Below are 18958 nucleotides of genomic sequence, written 5' to 3'. Positions count from 1 at the left end.
ATGAAATCACACCAATTACTTATTGCACTACTATTTGTGTTTTTTAAATCGCTAGATGCATTTCCTCAAGATACCTTGCTAACGGATGTAGCAAAGAAAAATAAAACGACATTCTCGATGAACGGAAAAACCTTTGAAGGGAAAGGTTGGAATGTATTAGTTAATGCGATACAATCATCTGATTATGTTTTAATAGGTGAAGATCATTTTACAAATGAAATTCCTTTTTTTGTTTCAGCAATAACTACTAAAATTAAATTTGATAATTTTTTCTGTGAAATTGATCCGTTTTCTGCCAAGATTATCGAAAGTAAACTCAAGACTCTTTCTGAAAATCAATTAAAGCAGTATGAGGATGAACTAGGAATGACTTTTTCGTTTTATGCTTTAGCGCCAGAATTTCAATTGCTGAAAGATTTTGTAAAAGCTAAAACTGCCATTTATGGAACAGATCAAATACTTTTAGTCGCAGACAGATTAGTTTGTAATGAACTCGCACAAAAGACTAAAAATAGTCGAGCTAAGGAGATTTATAAGGATATAGCAGAAAATTCAAGGATATCTTTCTCAAGATTTTTAAAAGAGCACAAAGGTGACTTTTATTTGTTGACAGATAATTTTCAAAAACAAATTACGGAACTTCTTAGCCTCAATTTAAGAAAAGAAGAGAGGGAAATAGTTCTTGCATTACAATTGACGGCTATAATTTATAAAGAACAGAGTCATCATTTACGCATTCAGCTGATGAAAAATAATTTGATGAACGTATATCAAGAATGGAAAGACAAGAAAAACTTATTTAAGTTTGGAGCGAATCATTTGCCAAAAGGAGAAAGCTTGTTGAAGATTTATGATTTAGGAAACTTAGTAAACAATATTGCAGATAGCCAGTTTAAAAAATCGATGCACATAATGATTGTTGGAAAATCTGGGATGCAGTCTTCACCATTTAAAGGATTTGAAGAACAGTTAGTAGATGAAAACAGTGAAAGTTTAAAATCTTTAAAGCCACTATTCAACGCTGTTTCTACTGATGATTGGCATTGTTTTGATTTACTTCCTATAAGAACCGAAGTAGAAAAAGGAACAATAAAAGTAAATGATATGGAACTTTATAGGATTATAATGGGCTACGATTATGTTGTTATTATCCCAAAAGTCACTGCGGCGAAGTTTTTAGAAACAAAGTAATCTATTTTTTGGAGTAGGAGAATTTATCAAATGTATAGTTTTTAAGAACTTTTAAAACAGCAAAATCACTAGATTTTGGATAAAGTCCAATACGAAACTCATTTAAAGAATGGGCTTTAGCCCATTACTATTCGATTTTGCAAGTTAATAGTTTTGATTACACTCCAAGTTTATAAATGTCATAGTATCTTTTGACAAGCCCGTTTATATATCTTTTCAAATAGTTCTCGCTCAAAAAGGAGTTCGACCAATTGTCGTAACGTTGACATTGAATACCTAAATAAAAAAAGTATAAACTTACTCCAAGCATAGGAATAAGCCGTTTTTCTTCTGCGCTTATTGGTGTTATCGATTCGTATCCTTTAATAAAACTGTCGATTTTAGGTTGGTAATCTTTTGCCTCATATTTCTCAATGTTGTGAAGCTGTAAAATATAATACGCAATGTCTAAGCAAAGCCAACCGTTTCCACAGAAGTCAAAATCGAAGATGGTTACTTTATTATCTTTTGTGATATTTAGATTGTCAAACCAAATGTCGAGATGCACAACTCCTTGTCGAATTTGAGAAGTCTTGGAATTCGCGAATTGGTCTAATAAATACGATTGGGCCAATTTCATAAAGGCCATTTCTTCGCTGTCATTATTTAAAAAGTGTGATACTTTTTGTAATGAGTCAATAAGAATTACTTCTGGGGTGTAGTCTATCCGATTTAACTTTTGATTATTGGTGACCTTATGAAGTCGCGCCATAAGTTGTCCAATTTGGAAATGTGCTTCTGGTGACGTTATGTGTAATTTTTCCCCTTCTGCAAAGGTAAAAAGCACCCCAAATCTTTCGCCTTCTGGGGCATTTAATGTTTGTATGTAATTATCTTCATCATCAGATAATGGATAGGAAACAGAAATGTTATGTTGTTTTAATTGCTGTAATAATTTAATTTCTTCTCCAATTGCTACTTTTGTTCGCCAGTTTAAACTATACACTCTAAACACAAATTGGTCTGATTTATCACTTATTACATACGTGTCATTGATCCCCGCTTTTATCAGTTGGCATTTGGTGTCTTTGCTCAATGAATATTTTTCCTGTAAAAACAGTCCAAGATGAGTCGCTGAAAGATTAGAATTGCTTACTGGAAAATGTGTCATTTGTATGATCTCTTATTTGTCGTAAAATTGTGTCTGCCGTCTGCCGCACAAAGCACCCTTACTTTGTACTTTTTTATGCTTCTTAAAAGACGTAAACCTACTAAAATTCTCTAATTATTAAACTTAATTTTTTTTCAACTTCTTCACATAGTGTGTGGGCAAGGTTTCAAATCTGCATTATCGGAAATTTTACAATAGTTACTGCTGTTATCGGTAGTTTTTATTTTGTTTTTATTTTGTTTCTATTTCAAATATTTTGTTTCCATACGCTCCTAAATAATGTTTTACTATTTTTTCATAAACTTTATAGCCATTATCTACGTTGGTAAAAATAAGTAACCCTTGCTTTGTCTTTGGAAAAATAAATACTATGGTTTGACAGCCTTTGTCAGAACCACCGTGGGATAAAGCATATTCCCCATTTCCAAGATCATATATTTCAAAACCAAGTCCAAAATGTTTTCCATTTTTGGTTTCGACTTGATTTTTAACCATCTCGTTAAATAGGTCATCACTTAAACCATCGCTATTCATAACGCTTGTCAAGAATTTTCCATAATCTTCAACGGTTGTCAATAAATTGTCAGCACCGTTGGCTGTTTTGTTTTTTTCTATTTCGTAAGCCATTCCTTTAGCGTCATAACCTATTGCAAATCGTGAAATATCTGTTTTATTGTTCCAAAAATAGTTGGTGTCTGTCATTTCTAATGGTTTAAAAATCAATTCACTTGCTAATTCGTTAAGTGATTTATGAAATTTACTTTCTATCGCTTTTCTCAAATATTCAAAACCTTCTCCCGAATATTGATACTTCGTTCCTGGTTCAAATTCAAAATGAAGTTTTCCGTCTTTGTTATTTCCGCGCCAATTGGTAAATCCAGTTTGATGGCTTAAAATATGTCTTGTTGTAAGTATTTTGGAATTTTTGTCTTTTGAAACATCAGGGTCAATCCAATATTTAAAAACAGGTTCATCCAAATCCCATTTGCCTAAATTCACTAATTTTAAAGCTATCATAGCCGTTATGGGTTTGGTTAGTGAAGCGACATTAAATATAGTGTTGTATGGAGCCGTTATGCCTTTTTTTATGGTTCCAAATACTTTTACTTGTTGCAATTTTCCTTCTTTAATAACACCAATTCCTAAAGTAGGCACTTTGTTTTCTAGTAACCACTTTTCTATTTTAGTATCGTTGTCAAAAATGGAAGATTGATAGTTAGAATTATTGTTGTCTTGATGGTCATAACTTAAACTTTTGGCTAATTTCCAAACACCATTTTCTAAAAGCCAAACGTGAGTAAATTTTGCAGAACCTGCAAAGGTTTCTTTATGGCCTGAAATCGTTTCATAGAATTTATGATTTCCTGTTTGAATGGCTCCATATAGTACTTGGTTCTTATAAAGAGGAAAAATTTCGGTACTTTCTTTACTCAATTCTCGTCTTGATTGGTAAGTTGTTGGCGATTTGCACAAGCCATTTTTAAACTTGTTTAGAAACTCTTTTTTATAGGAAATACTGTCTTTATCGTGAAAGAACTCAAACGTATCACTCAACAAGTTTTCAAACTGAGTGATGTTGCAATGATTAAAACCGACCTCAAACAACAGACTGTCTTTTGAAAGAATAGTTTGGTATAAAGCTGAGTTTTTCTCGATTTGAGCTTGGCTTTTTGTTCCAAAAAACAGAACAATGATAAAGCTAATGATAATTTTTTTTGCCATAATTATTTTTGTTTTGCGATTTTAATTCCAGAAACAAAGCTATGTGCTTTGCATTTTAAAAACGTAAAAACAAACCTGACAATAACCTGACAACTACCCGTCAGTTTTTATAGAATGCTGAAATTCAGTGTAAAAAAAAGCTTTTTTTCTTTGTCTAAGGCTACAGCGTTTCTAAGGATAAGTATCACATTTGAAAGTACAATTAGTGCCATAAGCAAAATTGTGAATTGATTGCCTAGTTTCAAAAAAATACCCAACATAAAAATAATTGGAGCCATTATAGTCCAAAGTATTTGTATGGAAATAAGTTGCTTTGCTAGGCTGTTTCTTTGTTTCATTCTAAACATTAGCAGCAATGGAATGATAATATTAAAAGGAGGAATAATGATAAACGGAATGGAAGAAAGATTGATTAATTTTAGCTTGGTAAAATTGATTGGATCGGTTTCTTGCTTTTTATCGATTTCTTCGACATCTGCTAAATTTTCTTTTGCGGGTTTTTCAGTAAGTAATTCATTCGCTTCAATTGCTAATACTTGAGCTAAGACTTTAAGAGTATATCCTTTGGGTTCTTTTCCCGTTTCAATGCGCTGAATCGTTCTTACCGAAACACCTGATTTTTGTGCTAATTCTTCTTGGGTGAGGTTTTGAAATTCTCTGATGGCTTTTAATTTGGACATATTTTTAATTGATAGTTCTGGTTTTAGAAAATGAACACTTAAGCTATGGTATAGACTACAATGATAAGGATATTTGTGGTTTGAGCGATGAATTAGGTAGTCGTTACGGAGCGAGGTTTCAAAATCCCAAAGACTTTAAGATTAATAAAAATCATAATAATTAGTATAGTACCAAAAATAAAAAAATCACTTACTGGTAAATTTTTAAAGTTTGGATGTTCAATTTTTATAGACAAAGCTGTGCCATACGCAAATGATAATAAACAGGTTATTACCAAAAAAAATATTTTGCTTAGCAATTTTGTAAATCCTATTACTTGTTCTATGATCATTTTGTTCTTTGAAATATTGTTAGCATCTTATCGCTACATTGGTTTGAGACTAAAATAGGCGTATTCACAGATTTACCAAATCATCCCAAATATAAAATTAACTTTTCATTAAGCCAATTGTCCAAATCCGTTGTGGTATCTGTTTAAATGAACATTAATTGTTCTTCTGTGCTTGAAAAGACAAATTCTTTTGCATTACTAATCATTAAATCGTTATAATGATTTACTTGTTGTTTTTCAATTAATACATATTTACGTTTTTCTTCCTGTTCTTGATAATGAATAATAATCGCTATTTTTGGGGTTATGGGGTAATAATACTCTAGTTGTGAAACAATTCCAGTGTCACTAATAATATGTTTTTTGGCATTTATAATTGGTTGATCAGTTGTTATAAAATCAATTTCTGTTTTGTTATCAAAATAAATGAATTTAATATTTTTTTCATATGTTAATGAATTGGCTATTCCTAATGCATAAATAAATGGGATGAAATTCAAAAATTTATTAGATATGTATGGGTATTTAGTAATAATTGGTTTTATAACTTCTCTCATATTCTTTGTTCTGAGATATTGAAAACAAACATAAATCATTGTAGTTAATAGTTCTCGTTCATTATCAAGAAATTCTAAATCCTCAACTTTCCGAATTGCAATTAGTCTCTCTCCAAATTTTTCAAAACTTGTATGCATATTTTCAATTGTATTGGCTTTCAATAAAGCCAGATTTTTGTCTAATTCGGTAGAATTTACTGTACTTAAATCTATGCTTTTTATGGTACGATTTATTTTAGAATAAATTGTAATCATTTGGTAATATTCCATTAAAAGGGGGCGAACGATATCATTACTCCACAACGTGATAAGTTCTTTTAAAATAATTTCCTCTTCTTCCGTAAGTTCTTCCAAAGCATAGAAGAAACGCTCTTGTGCTACTCCTTCAATATTAGTTTTGATGATTTTACGTGAACTTTTAAATGAAGCAAAGATTTGGTTCTTATTAGACCAAGACATTAGATATTTTTTCCAAACGTAATGTTGTTTCTTTTTTATTTGTGTCATTTAGTATCGTTTGGTGTATAAATTTCTACTAACTTTCTGTAGCTGCTTCGGGGGGGGACTAAATTAAGACCATTCTTCGGATTTGTCAAATCTTTCAAATACAAAACCAATTTCAAATTAAGCCTAATACCTAAATTGCTTGTAGCGTGTGTGCTTGTTGCACAACTAAAATTCCTTCTTAAAATTCTGATTTATCAAATTATTTAAAATATAATATATTGATTTTCAATGGTTGATTTGTTTAAAAAAAATGATTAAAAGTTAGATTTAGTCTTTTTTTTAGTTGTGCAACAGCCACGTGTGTTATGCCCAGTTATTCTTTCTTTCATCTTTTCAATAGTAGTCTTAAATAATAAAAGTCCTTTTCGTTTGGTTGTCCATTTTCATTCAAATACTTGTCAACCGAAGCAACTTTTAAAATTAATGAATTGTTTGTTTCCCAAACAAAGTCGTCAGGAACCCATATTTGTTGGTCAAGTTCTAAATATTTGCTTAAATAATTTTGGTTTGCTGTCTCAACTTTCCAAATTTGAATGCCATTTGGAACTCCTTCAAGTCCGTAAGTCATTGATAAATTCGCAAAGTATTTTGAAGTGGGCGAAAGGAAAGGTCTATTCCAAGTTGTCGTCTTCCTGCCTGTTTTTTTGTCAATTAGATAACATTCGTAATGTTCCCAGAATGTTCCTGAAACTAAATAATTGTCAAGGTCGGGAAAGTGTCCAAGATAATGATATTCTCTTTCTTCAGTTTCTCCAAGTCCAACAAGCGTGTCTTTGAAAATAACGGATGATGGATAATGTGGTCTATTGAGATACACTTCGGTTATACCATTTACTTTTCTGATATTAAGCGTGTCTTGAATTAATTTGTCTTTGTAACTATTTTTTGCTTTTGTAAAATCTTCTAGGGTTGTTTTTGAAATTGAAAATTCCTGCGAACTTTCCGTTAAAATGAATGAATGGTTTTCAACTTTATCATTTTTTATTGTTGCGTTTTTCTGTCCGCACGCTGTAAATAAAATTGTCAAGAAAATAATTAGTTGTCGTGTCATATAATTTGGCATAACGTTCTGGTACTACAGCGGGTTTGGGTTCTAAATTAAGATTTATTTTTCGGTTGTCACTAAACTGCCAAATACAAAACCAACTTTCCATTAAGCCAATTGTCCAAATCCGTTGTAGCTGTTGGTAGTAGGACTTTTTACTATTTGATTTCTTTCCAAGTAACTTTCGCCTTATTTTCCGTTATCATAATAAATGACCAAAGTTCAGGGGTTTTATAGCAATCTGTTTCTTTTGAATGGTTAACTTGATTTAAATAATCTTTTATTTTCTTTGATGATAATATCTTTATTTCTTCTTCGTGTATATTAGGCAATAATTCTTCTCTAAAACCGTCTTGATGTAAACTAAACTCCCAATTTGATTCTGATTTTATGCCGTGAATTGAGAAAGCTCGGAAACTACTTTGTATATATGCATCATTATCAAACTTGTTAGAGTTAGTTAAGTTTCCGTTAGTCACATTTTTAAATTTTACTCCAGCAAAATTTTCAATTTCCTTGATTTCTTTCAACGTAAACAAAAATCGAAAACCTTTTGGTAATTTCTTTATATTAAATTTCCCCATTTATTGCATTAGGTCTTTATTAGTTTTTCCGTTTTAGTCTTACTGCCAACTTTTGTATAGGCGAAACAAACTTTCTCTCAATACAACCAGAAAGTTCGTTTCGCTTTATTTTTCCCTCAAATCATCAAAAATGTTTCCTTTTAGCCCCGACAGCAGCGGCATCCTTTGCTTTTTTCCTTTAAAAAAGCAAAGATACAGCGGATGGCGGGACCTATGCTGGCAAAAAAGCCTATTTTCCCTGCTCCTTCGAATTTTGCTATTGTAAAGGTTTGTCTACTACTGGGCGTTCGGGTCTGTTGGCCAATTCCCAAGCCATAGCAAAGGCCAATTGGGTTCTTTTGGCTAGGGCGTCAAACTCTATTTTGCTGACTTCATCGGTTTTTTTATGGTAGTCTTCGTGTACGCCATTGAACAAAAATACCGACGGGATGCCATTTTTTGCAAAGTTGTAATGGTCGGAACGCTCATAAAAATGATTGGGGTCCTTCTTGTCGTTGTATTTGAAATCCAAATCTAATTTGGTGTATTTGTCGTTGGCCGCCACAGTGATGTCGTGTAGTTGACTCGACAATCTATCGGCACCAATGACATAAACGTAATTGTTGGTCTTTGGATGGTCAAAATCGCGACGTCCAATCATGTCAATATTGATGTCGGCGATGGTATTTTTTAAGGGAAATAATGGGTTTTTGGCATAAAAACGAGATCCGTGCAAGCCGTGTTCTTCGCCTGTTACATGCAAAATTAAGATGGAACGTTTAGGCCCGTGACCTTGTTTTTTTGCCAATTGAAAGGCTTGTGCTATTTCTAAAAGTGCTACGGTTCCTGAGCCATCATCGTCGGCGCCATTGTAAACGTCACCATTTTTAACGCCAACATGGTCGTAATGGGCAGAAATGACCAAGATTTCGTCCGGTTTTTCAGTTCCTTTGATGAAGGCCCAAATGTTCTCGGAGTCATTGAGTTTGGGACCATAATTGGACTTCATGAACTCGGCGGGAACTTTTTGGTAATAGTCGGAGGCACCATCGGGAAACGAAATGCCGTTTTTTTTGTATTGTTCGATGAGATAGCGACCGGCTTTTTTTTGACCTTCGGTTCCTGTGTCGCGTCCTTCCATTTCGTCCGAAGCTACGATAGTTAGGTGTTTTTTTAGGTCGGTTTGGGTAATGGTAGCCAGGTATTTTTCTATGGGCGCTGCTTTGGTTTTGTTTTGTGCTGTACAGGAAAGGCTAACAAGTACAGCACATACTAATGCTTTTTGAATCATTTTTTTAAGGATTTTATTTAACGCAAATTCAAATTATTTTAAATAGTGTTGTGGTTAGTATGGCCACGAATGCACTAATTTTTTTATCGTTGCGGGTGTTTAATTTACCGCAAATTCGCAAATTATTTTGAATAGTGTTGTGGGTTAGTATGGCCACTAATGCACTAATTTTTTTATCGTTGCGGGTGTTTAATTTACCGCAAATTCGCAAATTATTTTGAATAGTGTTGTGGGTTAGTATGGCCACGAATGCATTAATTTAATTAACCGCAAATTCGCAAATTATTTTTTCGTTAGTATAGTTTTAATTTGCGAATTTGCGGTTGTTTTTCTTTGGCTTGAGAGTGAATTATTTTTGCTTTGAATTTCTATCAATTTGCGAATCTGCGGTTAACTTTTTTATTTTTTTAAAATTTCGTTTAAGAAAAGTTGCATGTGTTCGAAAGAACGTTTTGCAGCTTTTTCATTGTAAGCGGCTCCTTTGGAGTTGTCGTTTCCTGCATTTGGATCGGTAAAGGAGTGCACGGCATTGGCATAATAAATCATTTCCCAATCGGCTTTGGCATCGCGCATTTCTTGTTGAAAGGCTGCAATTTCTTCTTTGGGAACAAAAGGATCATCGGCACCGTGGCAAGCCAAAACTTTAGCTTGGATTGGAGTAGTGGCGCGGGTCGCATCTTTACCTAAACCGCCGTGAAAGGATATCACTCCTTTGATGTTCATATTGCCTCGTGCGGCTTCTAAAGCGCCTGTTCCACCAAAGCAAAAACCAATCACTGCAATATTATCGGGATTGGCGCCAGATTGAATGAGTTGCGCCAAGGCTAGGCTAATTCTTTTCTGGTACAAGTCGGTGTTTTTTTTGTAAAAACCTGCATTTTTTCCAGCTTCGGCATTGTCTTTTGGATAATTTCCTTCTCCATAAATATCGGCAATAAAGGCGTGATATCCTAGATTTGACAATTCGATAGCGGTTTGTTTGGAATGTTCATCAATACCTTTCCACGCTGGAAGAATCAGAATTCCTGGTTTTTGGCTGCTTTTTTTCTTGGGTTGAATGGCAAAGCCGTTTAGTTTTTGATTCTCATCTTGATAGGAAACGGCTTTTAGTTGGGCATTACTCGAGAGGCTACAAAATAGTAGCGTCAAGAATAGGACTATTATATTTCTCATAGGGTTAGTTTTTAACAAATATCAGTAATATTACTCAAAAAAAATACCCTCGTGAAAAATTTACGAGGGCATTTGAATTATAGATTGGTATTACTCACCAGGATGATAGGTTTTCTCAGCATTTTTTTGGACGTCATCTTTGTAGAATAAAACGTCTTTGAATTGAGCGTTTTGATACATTTTGGCTTGGTCAAAAAAGTGTTTCGAGTTAGGGTCTCCTGAATTTCCTCCTGCCAATAAAGACTTGGCTTTTATTTTTGGACCAAATTCAACCGCACAAATAAAGCTGTTACCATTGTAACCATAGCGTTTTTTGCTATTGTTTTGGTACGAACTTTTGAAAGCAGGTAAACTTCCCCACAATACAGAAGCGGTGCCCATTGCTAAACTTTCTTGGTTGTCGTCATACGTTAAGTCTATGTCTCCCGAAGGACGTTGAAAACGGTTGATGTCGCCCCACGGAATTTCCCATTTTCCAAATTTGGCTTGCAGTTCCTGAACAACTTCTCTTAATTGTGGTAACATATCATCAATGCTAGCAGTTTTGGCAAACTCGGTCATATTCTCTACTTGGTCTTTTTCACCTTCGTCAATGTAGACTTTTTGCAAAATTGGATTCAATTTGAACGCCCATTCATTAGCCAAAGTAGTCGCCACAGAATTTACATTTGAATAATAATTCCAATTTTTCAACACTTGAATTGGAGCTTCCAAATCTTTGAATTTGGGTTCTTGAGCTTCAGCATCTTTTTGAAAATTTGCAATCAAAGCTGGAAGTAGCACTTCAAAAGCCGAAAGTTTGGTGTCGTAACCATCCGTAATCAAGTTGTCTAAGGTGTATTTTTTGTCTTGACTAAAAATACGAACAGCATTAACTCCTCTAAAGTTTTCTCCATCAGGTGCCATATAAGGCAAATAGTTGGATTCTTTTGGGCTATTGGTACCTGCTACAGAATAGGGAGTGGAGTTACAATTTTGGAGCCATCCGTTACTTGGATTGTACAAATGCACGGTTTCAGATACTGGATGTAAACCTTTCCATTGGGTTTTGGAAGTGGTTCCATCGACTACTTTGGCCCAATTTAGACTTTTATCGCGCATCGGAATAAAGTTCCCGTGCCAATAGGCAATGTTGCCTTTGTTGTCGGCGTACACTGTATTGTTAGAAGTGTTGGCTTTTAAATCCATCGCTTTTTGGTAGTCCTTGAAATCCTTTGATTTGGTTCTCACCCAACTTTGGACCAAACTTTCCATATTGCGGTTTTTGGATTTCAAACTAATCCATTTTCCGTCTCGTTTAGCCATAATCGGACCGTGAATCGTAAAATAGGTCTTGATGGTTTTGGAGGCCATTTGTCCTTTGTCCAAATACTTAATGACGATGTTTTTTTCTTTTACGGGCAATAATTTTCCGTCGTATTCATAAAAAAGTTTTCCTTTTTGGTCGACTATTTTTTCTGCATACATATCGGCTACATCTACATTCGAAGACGTATGCATCCAGCCACAGTTTTCATTAAAACCTTGGTAAATAAAAAATTGCCCCCAAGTCACGGCTCCGTAGGCGTTCAATCCTTCTTGACTACTGATTTGGATTTCGGGTCTAAAATAAAAAGTTGTGTGTGGATTGATGTACAAAAGCGCATTACCCGTCACCGATTTTGAAGGAGCAATAGCAAATCCATTGGAGCCTGTTTGTACATTTACATCTCTTTCAATGTAAGCAACTTTGTCTTTGTTGCCAGAGTAAAAAGCTTTCAGTTCGCCCGTGCTTAAATCGGCGGTGCTAATCGCGCCAATACTACCATCAGTCCAAAGCAAAGGAAACCAAGGTTCAAAACGAGTCAGCAATAATGGTTTTACTTCAGGATGTTTGTGCAAGTAATAGTTGATGGCATCAGCATAACTGTTCATTAGTTTTTTGAGCCAAGGCGCCGCTTTTTTGTAATCGGCTTTGGCTTCTTCAGCGTCAATAAGTAAACGGGTTTCTAAATCATTGTACAAAACGCCAGCGCCTTTTACTTCGGCCAAACGTCCTAACTTATCGATATAGTTCATTTCGACACGCTTAAAGTCGTCTTCGCATTGCGCATACAACATACCAAAAACGGCATCAGCATCGGTCTTTCCGTATACGTGAGCAATGCCCCAATTGTCTCTGATGATGGTGACTTGTTTGGCTTGTTGCTCCATTCGTTTTACTTCTGAAGCCGTTAATTGTTGTGCCCAAATTGAAGTCATTGGACTCAATAGTAGCATCCAAACAATCGCCCAATAGTATTGTGTCTTCATTTTATTGGATATTAAATTTTTGACCTTCAATCAAAACGCTCATTTCTAAAGATTTGATGCTAACGAGATGATTCTTGGGTACTTTCTTGATTTCTTTAGGATTTTTAACCACGATGACTTCGCTTTCGCCTACGACTTCTACGGTTTTGTCTCTGACAACAATGGCGGTACTTTCGTCAATACCAATTCCAACGTGATTAGGGAAATCAACTAAGCCCGTCAGTAAGCGATTGTAGCGACTTCTTTTTAGAAAATGCTGGTCAATAATTACGTTTTTTACTAAGCCCAAACCCGAATTAATTTCAAGATTGTCATAGCGGATATTGTCAAAGGTTTCGGTGTATTTGGTTTCTAATTTTTGGTTCCCCGTAATCATATTTTCACACATAACCGCTGCGCCAGCACTAGTTCCAGCAATTGTGCTTCCGTTTTGATGTGCTTTGTGAATGGCATCATAAATAGGAGTTCCGCGAACTACTCCCATAAAACGGGTTTGATCTCCACCGCTTATGAAGATGAGTTTGGCTTTTTGTAGCGAATCCGTAAGGACTTTATTTTGACTGGTGGTTTTGTCAAAATTGAGCATTACGATAGGGCGAGGTGTAAGTTTACTTAACTGTTTTTTGAAATAAATATAAGCACTATCAGGTTCTTCACTAGACATTGGAAGCACCACAATAAAATCTTTGGTTTTTAAGTCAGCTACTTTTAGCATCTGATTCATCAATACGTCGGAGCGTTTTCCGCCACCAATGATGAATAATTTTCCTTTGTTTTTTTGAGCTTCAACTATAGTGGTTGATAGTAAAAGTAGGGTAATGAAAAGTTGTGATAATCTTACTTTTGGAAATTGCATAATAAATGGTATTAATAATGAAAACGTATTCAGGATGAGATTGTGCTATCTGATTTATTCTATAGAAAGAACGCCATCAGTAACATACATATTTTTAGAAGTTCCTCCAGAAATAGTGCTCCAATTGGTCAAATCAAAAGAGCCATTTCCAGTTTCTTTACCTGTGATTAAGTAGGCTTGAATAGCTTTTTTATTGTTTATCCAATTGAGTTTATTGCTTGGACTACATTTTTCAGGTTTTTCACTACTGCCTTTCAAGAAATAAGCAGTTCCAGTTCCGTAAACTACTGCTTTTCCGTTTTCGTCAATACAAACCGCAGTTTCTTCTTCTACACCGATTCCCTTGGCTTCTTGCCAGTTAAAATCAGTGGATAAACGGGCTAAAAAAGTAATGTGTCTTCCTTTTCTGTCGGGATTGTTGTAATGGGTGTCGGTGATTGTATTTTTAAGAAAAGGATTGTTGATAAAATCACTTTTTGCTAAAGTCATTTTTAAGTCAAAAGGATTCAATAAAGCTTCCTCAGAAGTAATAGTGTTGTTTTCGGCGGTAAAAACGGCTTCACCAAGAATGGCACAACCTGCGCTAGTTCCGCCAACGGGTACTTTTTTTATATTAATTAGGTAATTAAGCGCCTCTTCAACGGGAGTGTTTCTCCAAAAGCGAATATAATTGGCTTGGTCTCCACCAGCAATAAAAAGCATTTCAGCTTCTTTGATGCGTTCAGCTACTTTTGGATTGTTGGCAAGTTCGGCACTGTTTATAAGTAAGGTTTCTACAGAATTTACTTGGTGGATGCCATTTACTTTTACTAAATCGTATAAGTATTGATTGTAACCTGTTGCCCCTGATGCTCTAATGATTACTACATCTCCTCCGATACTTTTGTTGATCATCCATTTCATAGCACTGTCTACATCAGTAGAGCCACCCATCAAAACAGTTCCTGCACTAGTGGTTACTGTAACATCTTTTGAGTCTCCCACGATTCCAATCGAAGAGGGGATAGGAGTATAGGTAGGAGTCGAAATTGGTTTTTCGAATTCGTTAGAATCGCTACTACAGGCCAATAAACTGAATGATAAAAGAAAAGAAGAAATTAGTATAATGTCATTTTTGGTTGGTTTGGTTAGAAAATCAGGGAACATTATTAAGTGGTTTATAAGGTTACATTGCGCTTAAAGGCACAACCTAACTCGATTATAGAATCGGTTTTGGCTATACCCGGAATGTTATCTATTTTTTCATACAGCAATTTTCTCATATGTTCGTGATCTTTTGCAATCAACTTTATATATAAGGTGAAGGAGCCGGTAATAAAATAACATTCGGTTATCTCTGGAATTTCTTTCAATTCGTCAATAACTCTTTTTGAATCGGCATCTTTATTTAAGGTAATACCGGTAAAAGCACCCCAGTCATAACCAATTTTTTTCTCGTTAATTACGGGTTTGATTCCAGTGATTACACCTTGGTCAATTAATCGGTTGATTCGTTGATGCACCATCGTATTCGAAATTTTGAGACTAGTGGCAATTGCAGAAAAAGCCATTCTACCATCTTTCTCTAATTCCTTAATAATATTGATGTCAAATTCGTCTAATACTTCCATTTTTAAATGTATTTTTAAGTTAAAATCACTTTTTATTTCATTTATAAAAGTAATTATTTTTATTTCATTTCAAAATGAAAGCGTTAATTCGATTTCAAAAATAACAAAATGACTTTGATAAGTGTGTAAAAAAACAAAAAAATATTTTTTAAAGAAAAATTTGAGTCAAAATTTACTTTTTTTACAAACATTTAAATTAATTATATTACTTTTGCTTTTGAAATATTAATTAAAGACCTATAAAATGATACATACAGAACAAATTCTCTCTTCAAAATCCGAAATTTTGATAGCAAAAGAAGATCAATACGGCGCACATAATTATCATCCGTTACCGGTAGTTTTAGAGCGAGGGGAAGGAGTTTATGTCTGGGATGTTGATGGGAAAAAATACTTTGATTTTCTTTCTGCTTATTCAGCCGTGAATCAAGGACATTGTCATCCAAAAATTGTTGGAGCGATGATTGAGCAAGCACAAAAGTTGACCTTAACTTCTCGTGCTTTTCATAATGATAAATTAGGCGTGTTCGAAGAATATATTACTGATTATTTCGGCTTTGACAAAGTTTTACCAATGAACACTGGAGCTGAAGCAGTAGAAACTGCTTTGAAATTATGCCGTAAATGGGCGTATGAAGTGAAAGGTATTCCAGAAAATCAAGCACAAGTGATTGTTTGCGAAAATAATTTCCACGGAAGAACTACTACTATTATTTCTTTTTCTAATGATGAAGGAGCGCGTAAAAGTTTTGGTCCATTCACCGAAGGTTTTATCAGAATTCCTTATGATGATATCGATGCATTAGAAAAAGCACTGCAATCTTCACCTAATATTGCTGGTTTTTTAGTGGAGCCTATTCAAGGTGAAGCTGGAGTATACGTGCCTTCTGAAGGGTATTTAGCTAAAGCTAAGGCTCTTTGTGAAGCGCATAATGCTCTTTTTATTGCCGATGAAGTTCAAACAGGAATCGCTCGTACAGGACGTTTATTGGCTACTTGCGGAAATTGTTCTTGTGAAAAAGGCTGTTCTAAAACGCCTGAAGTAAAACCAGATATTCTTATTCTTGGGAAAGCCATTTCTGGTGGAGTGTACCCAGTATCGGCAGTTTTGGCCAATAATGAGATTATGAATGTCATCAAACCAGGACAACACGGTTCTACTTTTGGTGGAAATCCAGTGGCAGCTGCTGTTGCTATTGCTGCTTTGGAGGTTATAAAAGAGGAGAATTTAGCCGCTAATGCTGATCGTTTAGGCAATATACTAAGACAAGGATTAAATGATATAGCTGCCAGAAATCCATTGATTGCTTTGGTGAGAGGAAAAGGTTTGTTGAATGCTATTGTCATCAATAGTGATGAAGATTCTGATTTGGCTTGGGATATTTGTTTGCGATTTAGAGATTATGGTTTGTTAGCCAAACCTACTCACGGGAACAAAATTCGTTTTGCACCACCATTGGTTATTACCGAAGAGCAAATTCAAGAGTGTTTAGTGATTATTGAAAAAGCGTTAAATGACTTTATCTAGGAAGTTGTATGAAGCCTATTAAATTAATTAAAAATAGATCCGATATCGGAGCGGGTACTCGTGGTTCTGATTTAGGGGTAGACGCTATTGAAATTGCAGCTATCAATCAAGGAAGTGATTATTTTAATCAATTTCCTTTTGAAGATATCAAAACGCATAATGAATCGATTTACGATAAAAATAGGAGTACTGTTGCCAAACGAATTGAACATGTAGTGGAGCAATGTATTCGTTTGAATAACTCGATTCATAAAAACTTGAAGGATTATTTTCCAATCGTGCTTTCAGGAGATCACTCCTCGGCTTTAGGAACGATTAGTGGTATAAAATCTGCATTTCCAGAACAAAATGTTGGAGTAATTTGGATTGATGCGCATGCCGATTTACATTCGCCTTATACTTCACCTTCTGGGAATATTCACGGTATGCCTTTGGCAGCAGCATTGGCAAATGATAATTTGGATTCTAAAACAAATGCTGTAGATCCTGATACTCAAAAGTATTGGGAAGATATGAAGCAAATTGGGTACAAAGGGCCTAAAATTCAGCCAGAGAATTTGGTGTATTTTGGAGTTCGTGATACCGAAGAAGCAGAAGATCAACAAATGGAACGACTGTCTATTCGCAATTATAAAGTAGACGAAGTACGTTATAGAGGTTTAGAGACTTGTGTGGCAGAAGCTTTGGTAAAGCTGTCTCATTGCGAAGTTTTATATATATCCTTTGATGTTGATTCGATGGATTGCGACTTGATTTCTTATGGAACAGGAACACCAGTAGCCAAAGGTTTTGATCAATATGAAGTAATTGCTATAATTGATCAAATCATTAAAACCAAAAAAGTAGTTTGTATAGAAGTAGTTGAGGTGAATCCTTTATTGGATACCAAAGGGAATAAGATGGCAGAGACGGCATTTCAGGTGCTGGAGGCAGTAACTTCAACTTTAGTTTTACCCATTGAGTAAGTGAATTATTTCTATTGATTAGCTTTAAAAGGCATACCATCGTTTTGATGGTATGCTTTTTTTTTAGCGTATAAAAAAACCACTCCGAATTTTGGAGTGGTTTTAAAAGTACTGAACAAAAGAAGATTAATATCCAGGATTTTGAGTGATTAATCCATTCACATCTTTTTCTCTTTGAGGAATAGGGAAAACTAATAAATCTGAATCCCATGGGATAGAAGAACTTACAGAGCCTTTGGTTCTTTTGATATCATGAATTCTAAAGCCTTCCATACCTAGTTCTAGTTCTCTCTCACGAAGAATGTCAGTCAAAGTAACTGTACTAAACAAAGTAGCTTTTGCTCTAGTTCTTAATCTATTGATATCATCTAGAGGAGTGTCTCCAATTGTTGTTCCAGCTTGAAGGTTTGCTTCAGCACGAATCAAATACATTTCTGCTAAACGAATGACAGGTACATCGCCAAATTGATTAGTGTACTTAGAAGTTAATCTACGACTATTTACAGAATTGATGTAATTAAAATTTTTTCTTTCGTCATTCACATCATCAAATTTGTCCAAATAAGTTGATCTTAATTCAACATCACCACCACGACCACCATTTAAACCAGAGGCATAGAATGTAATCATGTCATTTGTTCCTGTTTGATTGGTGATTTGGATCGCAAAAATATCTTCAGCTTGATTTACATCGTGATTGAATGCTTCTTTATAAGTTGCCATTAATTTTGCGCCACTGTTAGCAATGACATCATTAGCAGCATCTCTAGCCGCTGGGTAATTTTGCATTTGTAGATATACTCTAGCTAAAAGTGCTTTTGCAGCGTATTTATTTGCGTAAAAGCTGTTGTCTGCAGGAAGATCTGTATAAGCTTTGTTTAAACCAGCTATAACTAGAGCATAAATTTCTTCAACAGAGCTTCTTTCTTTGGAATAATCTTTAGTGTAATCATAGATTGCTTTGTCTCTTACTACAACTCCTAATTGACTATTTGTTTTACCAGCTTCGTAAGGTTTTGCAAAAAAGCGTACTAAATCAAAATAAGCTAAAGACTTTAAGAAATTAGCCTCGGCTATCATTCTTGTTTGTTTACTAGGATCAACAACTTTATCGATATTTTCGATTACAATATTTGCAGCATTAATGATCTCATAATTTCTTGCCCAAATATTTTGAGCGAAGCCATTATCTATAAGCATTGTTTTAGCATACATTTGTCTAAAGGGTACAAAAGTACCTCTCCATCTTAAATCTGTAGTGCTTGTAACTCCTGTTTGGGCAAGTAAGTCTCCTGAAATTTGAACTCTGCCTCCATAAAGATCACCAGTGGCAGCAATAGCATAGGTACCAGTAAGTATATTGGTTATTCCACTTTCTGTACTTAAAGTTATTGTAGCATCCTCACTTTGTCTAGGATCTATCTCTAATTCGCTCTCACAGCTAATAAATAGAGCAGTAAGTAATGAATATATAATTAATTTATTGACTTTCATTT

General features: G+C 34.7%; 16 protein-coding genes. 3 read left to right on the top strand and 13 right to left on the bottom strand.

Going from position 1 to position 18958, the window contains the following annotated elements:
• On the top strand, positions 1–1191 hold the full coding sequence (locus tag WFZ86_RS04495) for a hypothetical protein (protein ID WP_342690825.1): 1191 nt from the start codon (positions 1–3) through the stop codon (positions 1189–1191).
• 157 nt (positions 1192–1348) lie between these two features.
• On the opposite strand, the gene WFZ86_RS04490 is transcribed toward WFZ86_RS04495, so the two are convergent.
• The 12 genes from WFZ86_RS04490 to WFZ86_RS04435 all read right to left on the bottom strand — a co-directional run bounded on the left by WFZ86_RS04490 (position 1349) and on the right by WFZ86_RS04435 (position 14969).
• The gene (locus WFZ86_RS04490; RefSeq protein ID WP_342690824.1) at positions 1349–2341 is read right to left on the bottom strand and encodes a phosphotransferase; all 993 of its coding nucleotides are present in this window, start codon (positions 2339–2341) and stop codon (positions 1349–1351) included.
• 231 nt (positions 2342–2572) lie between these two features.
• Positions 2573–4063, bottom strand: a complete 1491-nt coding sequence (locus WFZ86_RS04485; RefSeq protein WP_342690823.1) for a serine hydrolase domain-containing protein — start codon at positions 4061–4063, stop codon at positions 2573–2575.
• Between the two features lie 107 nt (positions 4064–4170).
• The gene (locus WFZ86_RS04480; RefSeq protein ID WP_342690822.1) at positions 4171–4743 is read right to left on the bottom strand and encodes a helix-turn-helix domain-containing protein; all 573 of its coding nucleotides are present in this window, start codon (positions 4741–4743) and stop codon (positions 4171–4173) included.
• Between the two features lie 475 nt (positions 4744–5218).
• Positions 5219–6139, bottom strand: coding sequence for a DUF4238 domain-containing protein (locus WFZ86_RS04475; protein ID WP_342690821.1), 921 nt, complete (start codon positions 6137–6139; stop codon positions 5219–5221).
• Between the two features lie 325 nt (positions 6140–6464).
• On the bottom strand, positions 6465–7190 hold the full coding sequence (locus WFZ86_RS04470; protein ID WP_315169904.1) for a hypothetical protein: 726 nt from the start codon (positions 7188–7190) through the stop codon (positions 6465–6467).
• Positions 7191–7342: 152 nt separating this feature from the next.
• The gene (locus WFZ86_RS04465; protein WP_342690820.1) at positions 7343–7768 is read right to left on the bottom strand and encodes a hypothetical protein; all 426 of its coding nucleotides are present in this window, start codon (positions 7766–7768) and stop codon (positions 7343–7345) included.
• 256 nt (positions 7769–8024) lie between these two features.
• Positions 8025–9038 (bottom strand): M28 family metallopeptidase, encoded by a 1014-nt coding sequence (locus WFZ86_RS04460; protein ID WP_342690819.1) that lies wholly within the window; start codon positions 9036–9038, stop codon positions 8025–8027.
• A 399-nt stretch (positions 9039–9437) separates the two neighbouring features.
• The gene (locus tag WFZ86_RS04455; protein ID WP_342690818.1) at positions 9438–10211 is read right to left on the bottom strand and encodes a dienelactone hydrolase family protein; all 774 of its coding nucleotides are present in this window, start codon (positions 10209–10211) and stop codon (positions 9438–9440) included.
• 90 nt (positions 10212–10301) lie between these two features.
• Positions 10302–12503, bottom strand: a complete 2202-nt coding sequence (locus WFZ86_RS04450; protein WP_342690817.1) for a penicillin acylase family protein — start codon at positions 12501–12503, stop codon at positions 10302–10304.
• A 1-nt stretch (position 12504) separates the two neighbouring features.
• Complete coding sequence (locus WFZ86_RS04445; protein WP_342690816.1) at positions 12505–13359, bottom strand: cyanophycinase; 855 nt, start codon at positions 13357–13359, stop codon at positions 12505–12507.
• 54 nt (positions 13360–13413) lie between these two features.
• Complete coding sequence (locus tag WFZ86_RS04440; RefSeq protein ID WP_342690815.1) at positions 13414–14505, bottom strand: cyanophycinase; 1092 nt, start codon at positions 14503–14505, stop codon at positions 13414–13416.
• An 11-nt stretch (positions 14506–14516) separates the two neighbouring features.
• Positions 14517–14969, bottom strand: a complete 453-nt coding sequence (locus tag WFZ86_RS04435; protein WP_159686241.1) for an Lrp/AsnC family transcriptional regulator — start codon at positions 14967–14969, stop codon at positions 14517–14519.
• A 244-nt stretch (positions 14970–15213) separates the two neighbouring features.
• Between WFZ86_RS04435 and rocD the strand changes: the two genes are divergently transcribed.
• Together rocD and WFZ86_RS04425 are read left to right on the top strand one after the other, a co-directional pair.
• Positions 15214–16497, top strand: coding sequence for an ornithine--oxo-acid transaminase (gene rocD / locus WFZ86_RS04430; RefSeq protein WP_342690814.1), 1284 nt, complete (start codon positions 15214–15216; stop codon positions 16495–16497).
• A gap of 8 nt (positions 16498–16505) precedes the next feature.
• The gene (locus WFZ86_RS04425) at positions 16506–17462 is read left to right on the top strand and encodes an arginase (RefSeq protein ID WP_342690813.1); all 957 of its coding nucleotides are present in this window, start codon (positions 16506–16508) and stop codon (positions 17460–17462) included.
• A gap of 126 nt (positions 17463–17588) precedes the next feature.
• Here the strand turns inward: WFZ86_RS04425 and WFZ86_RS04420 are convergent, their stop codons facing one another.
• A complete protein-coding gene (locus WFZ86_RS04420) occupies positions 17589–18956 on the bottom strand; it encodes a RagB/SusD family nutrient uptake outer membrane protein (protein WP_342690812.1) in 1368 nt (455 codons plus the stop codon).
• Positions 18957–18958: the final 2 nt, after the last annotated feature.

This window comes from Flavobacterium polysaccharolyticum (genome assembly GCF_038739875.1).
In the GTDB taxonomy this organism is placed as follows: Bacteria; Bacteroidota; Bacteroidia; order Flavobacteriales; family Flavobacteriaceae; genus Flavobacterium; species Flavobacterium polysaccharolyticum.
Note: the sequence above shows the minus strand (reverse complement) of the source record. Positions and strands in the feature narration are given on the sequence as shown.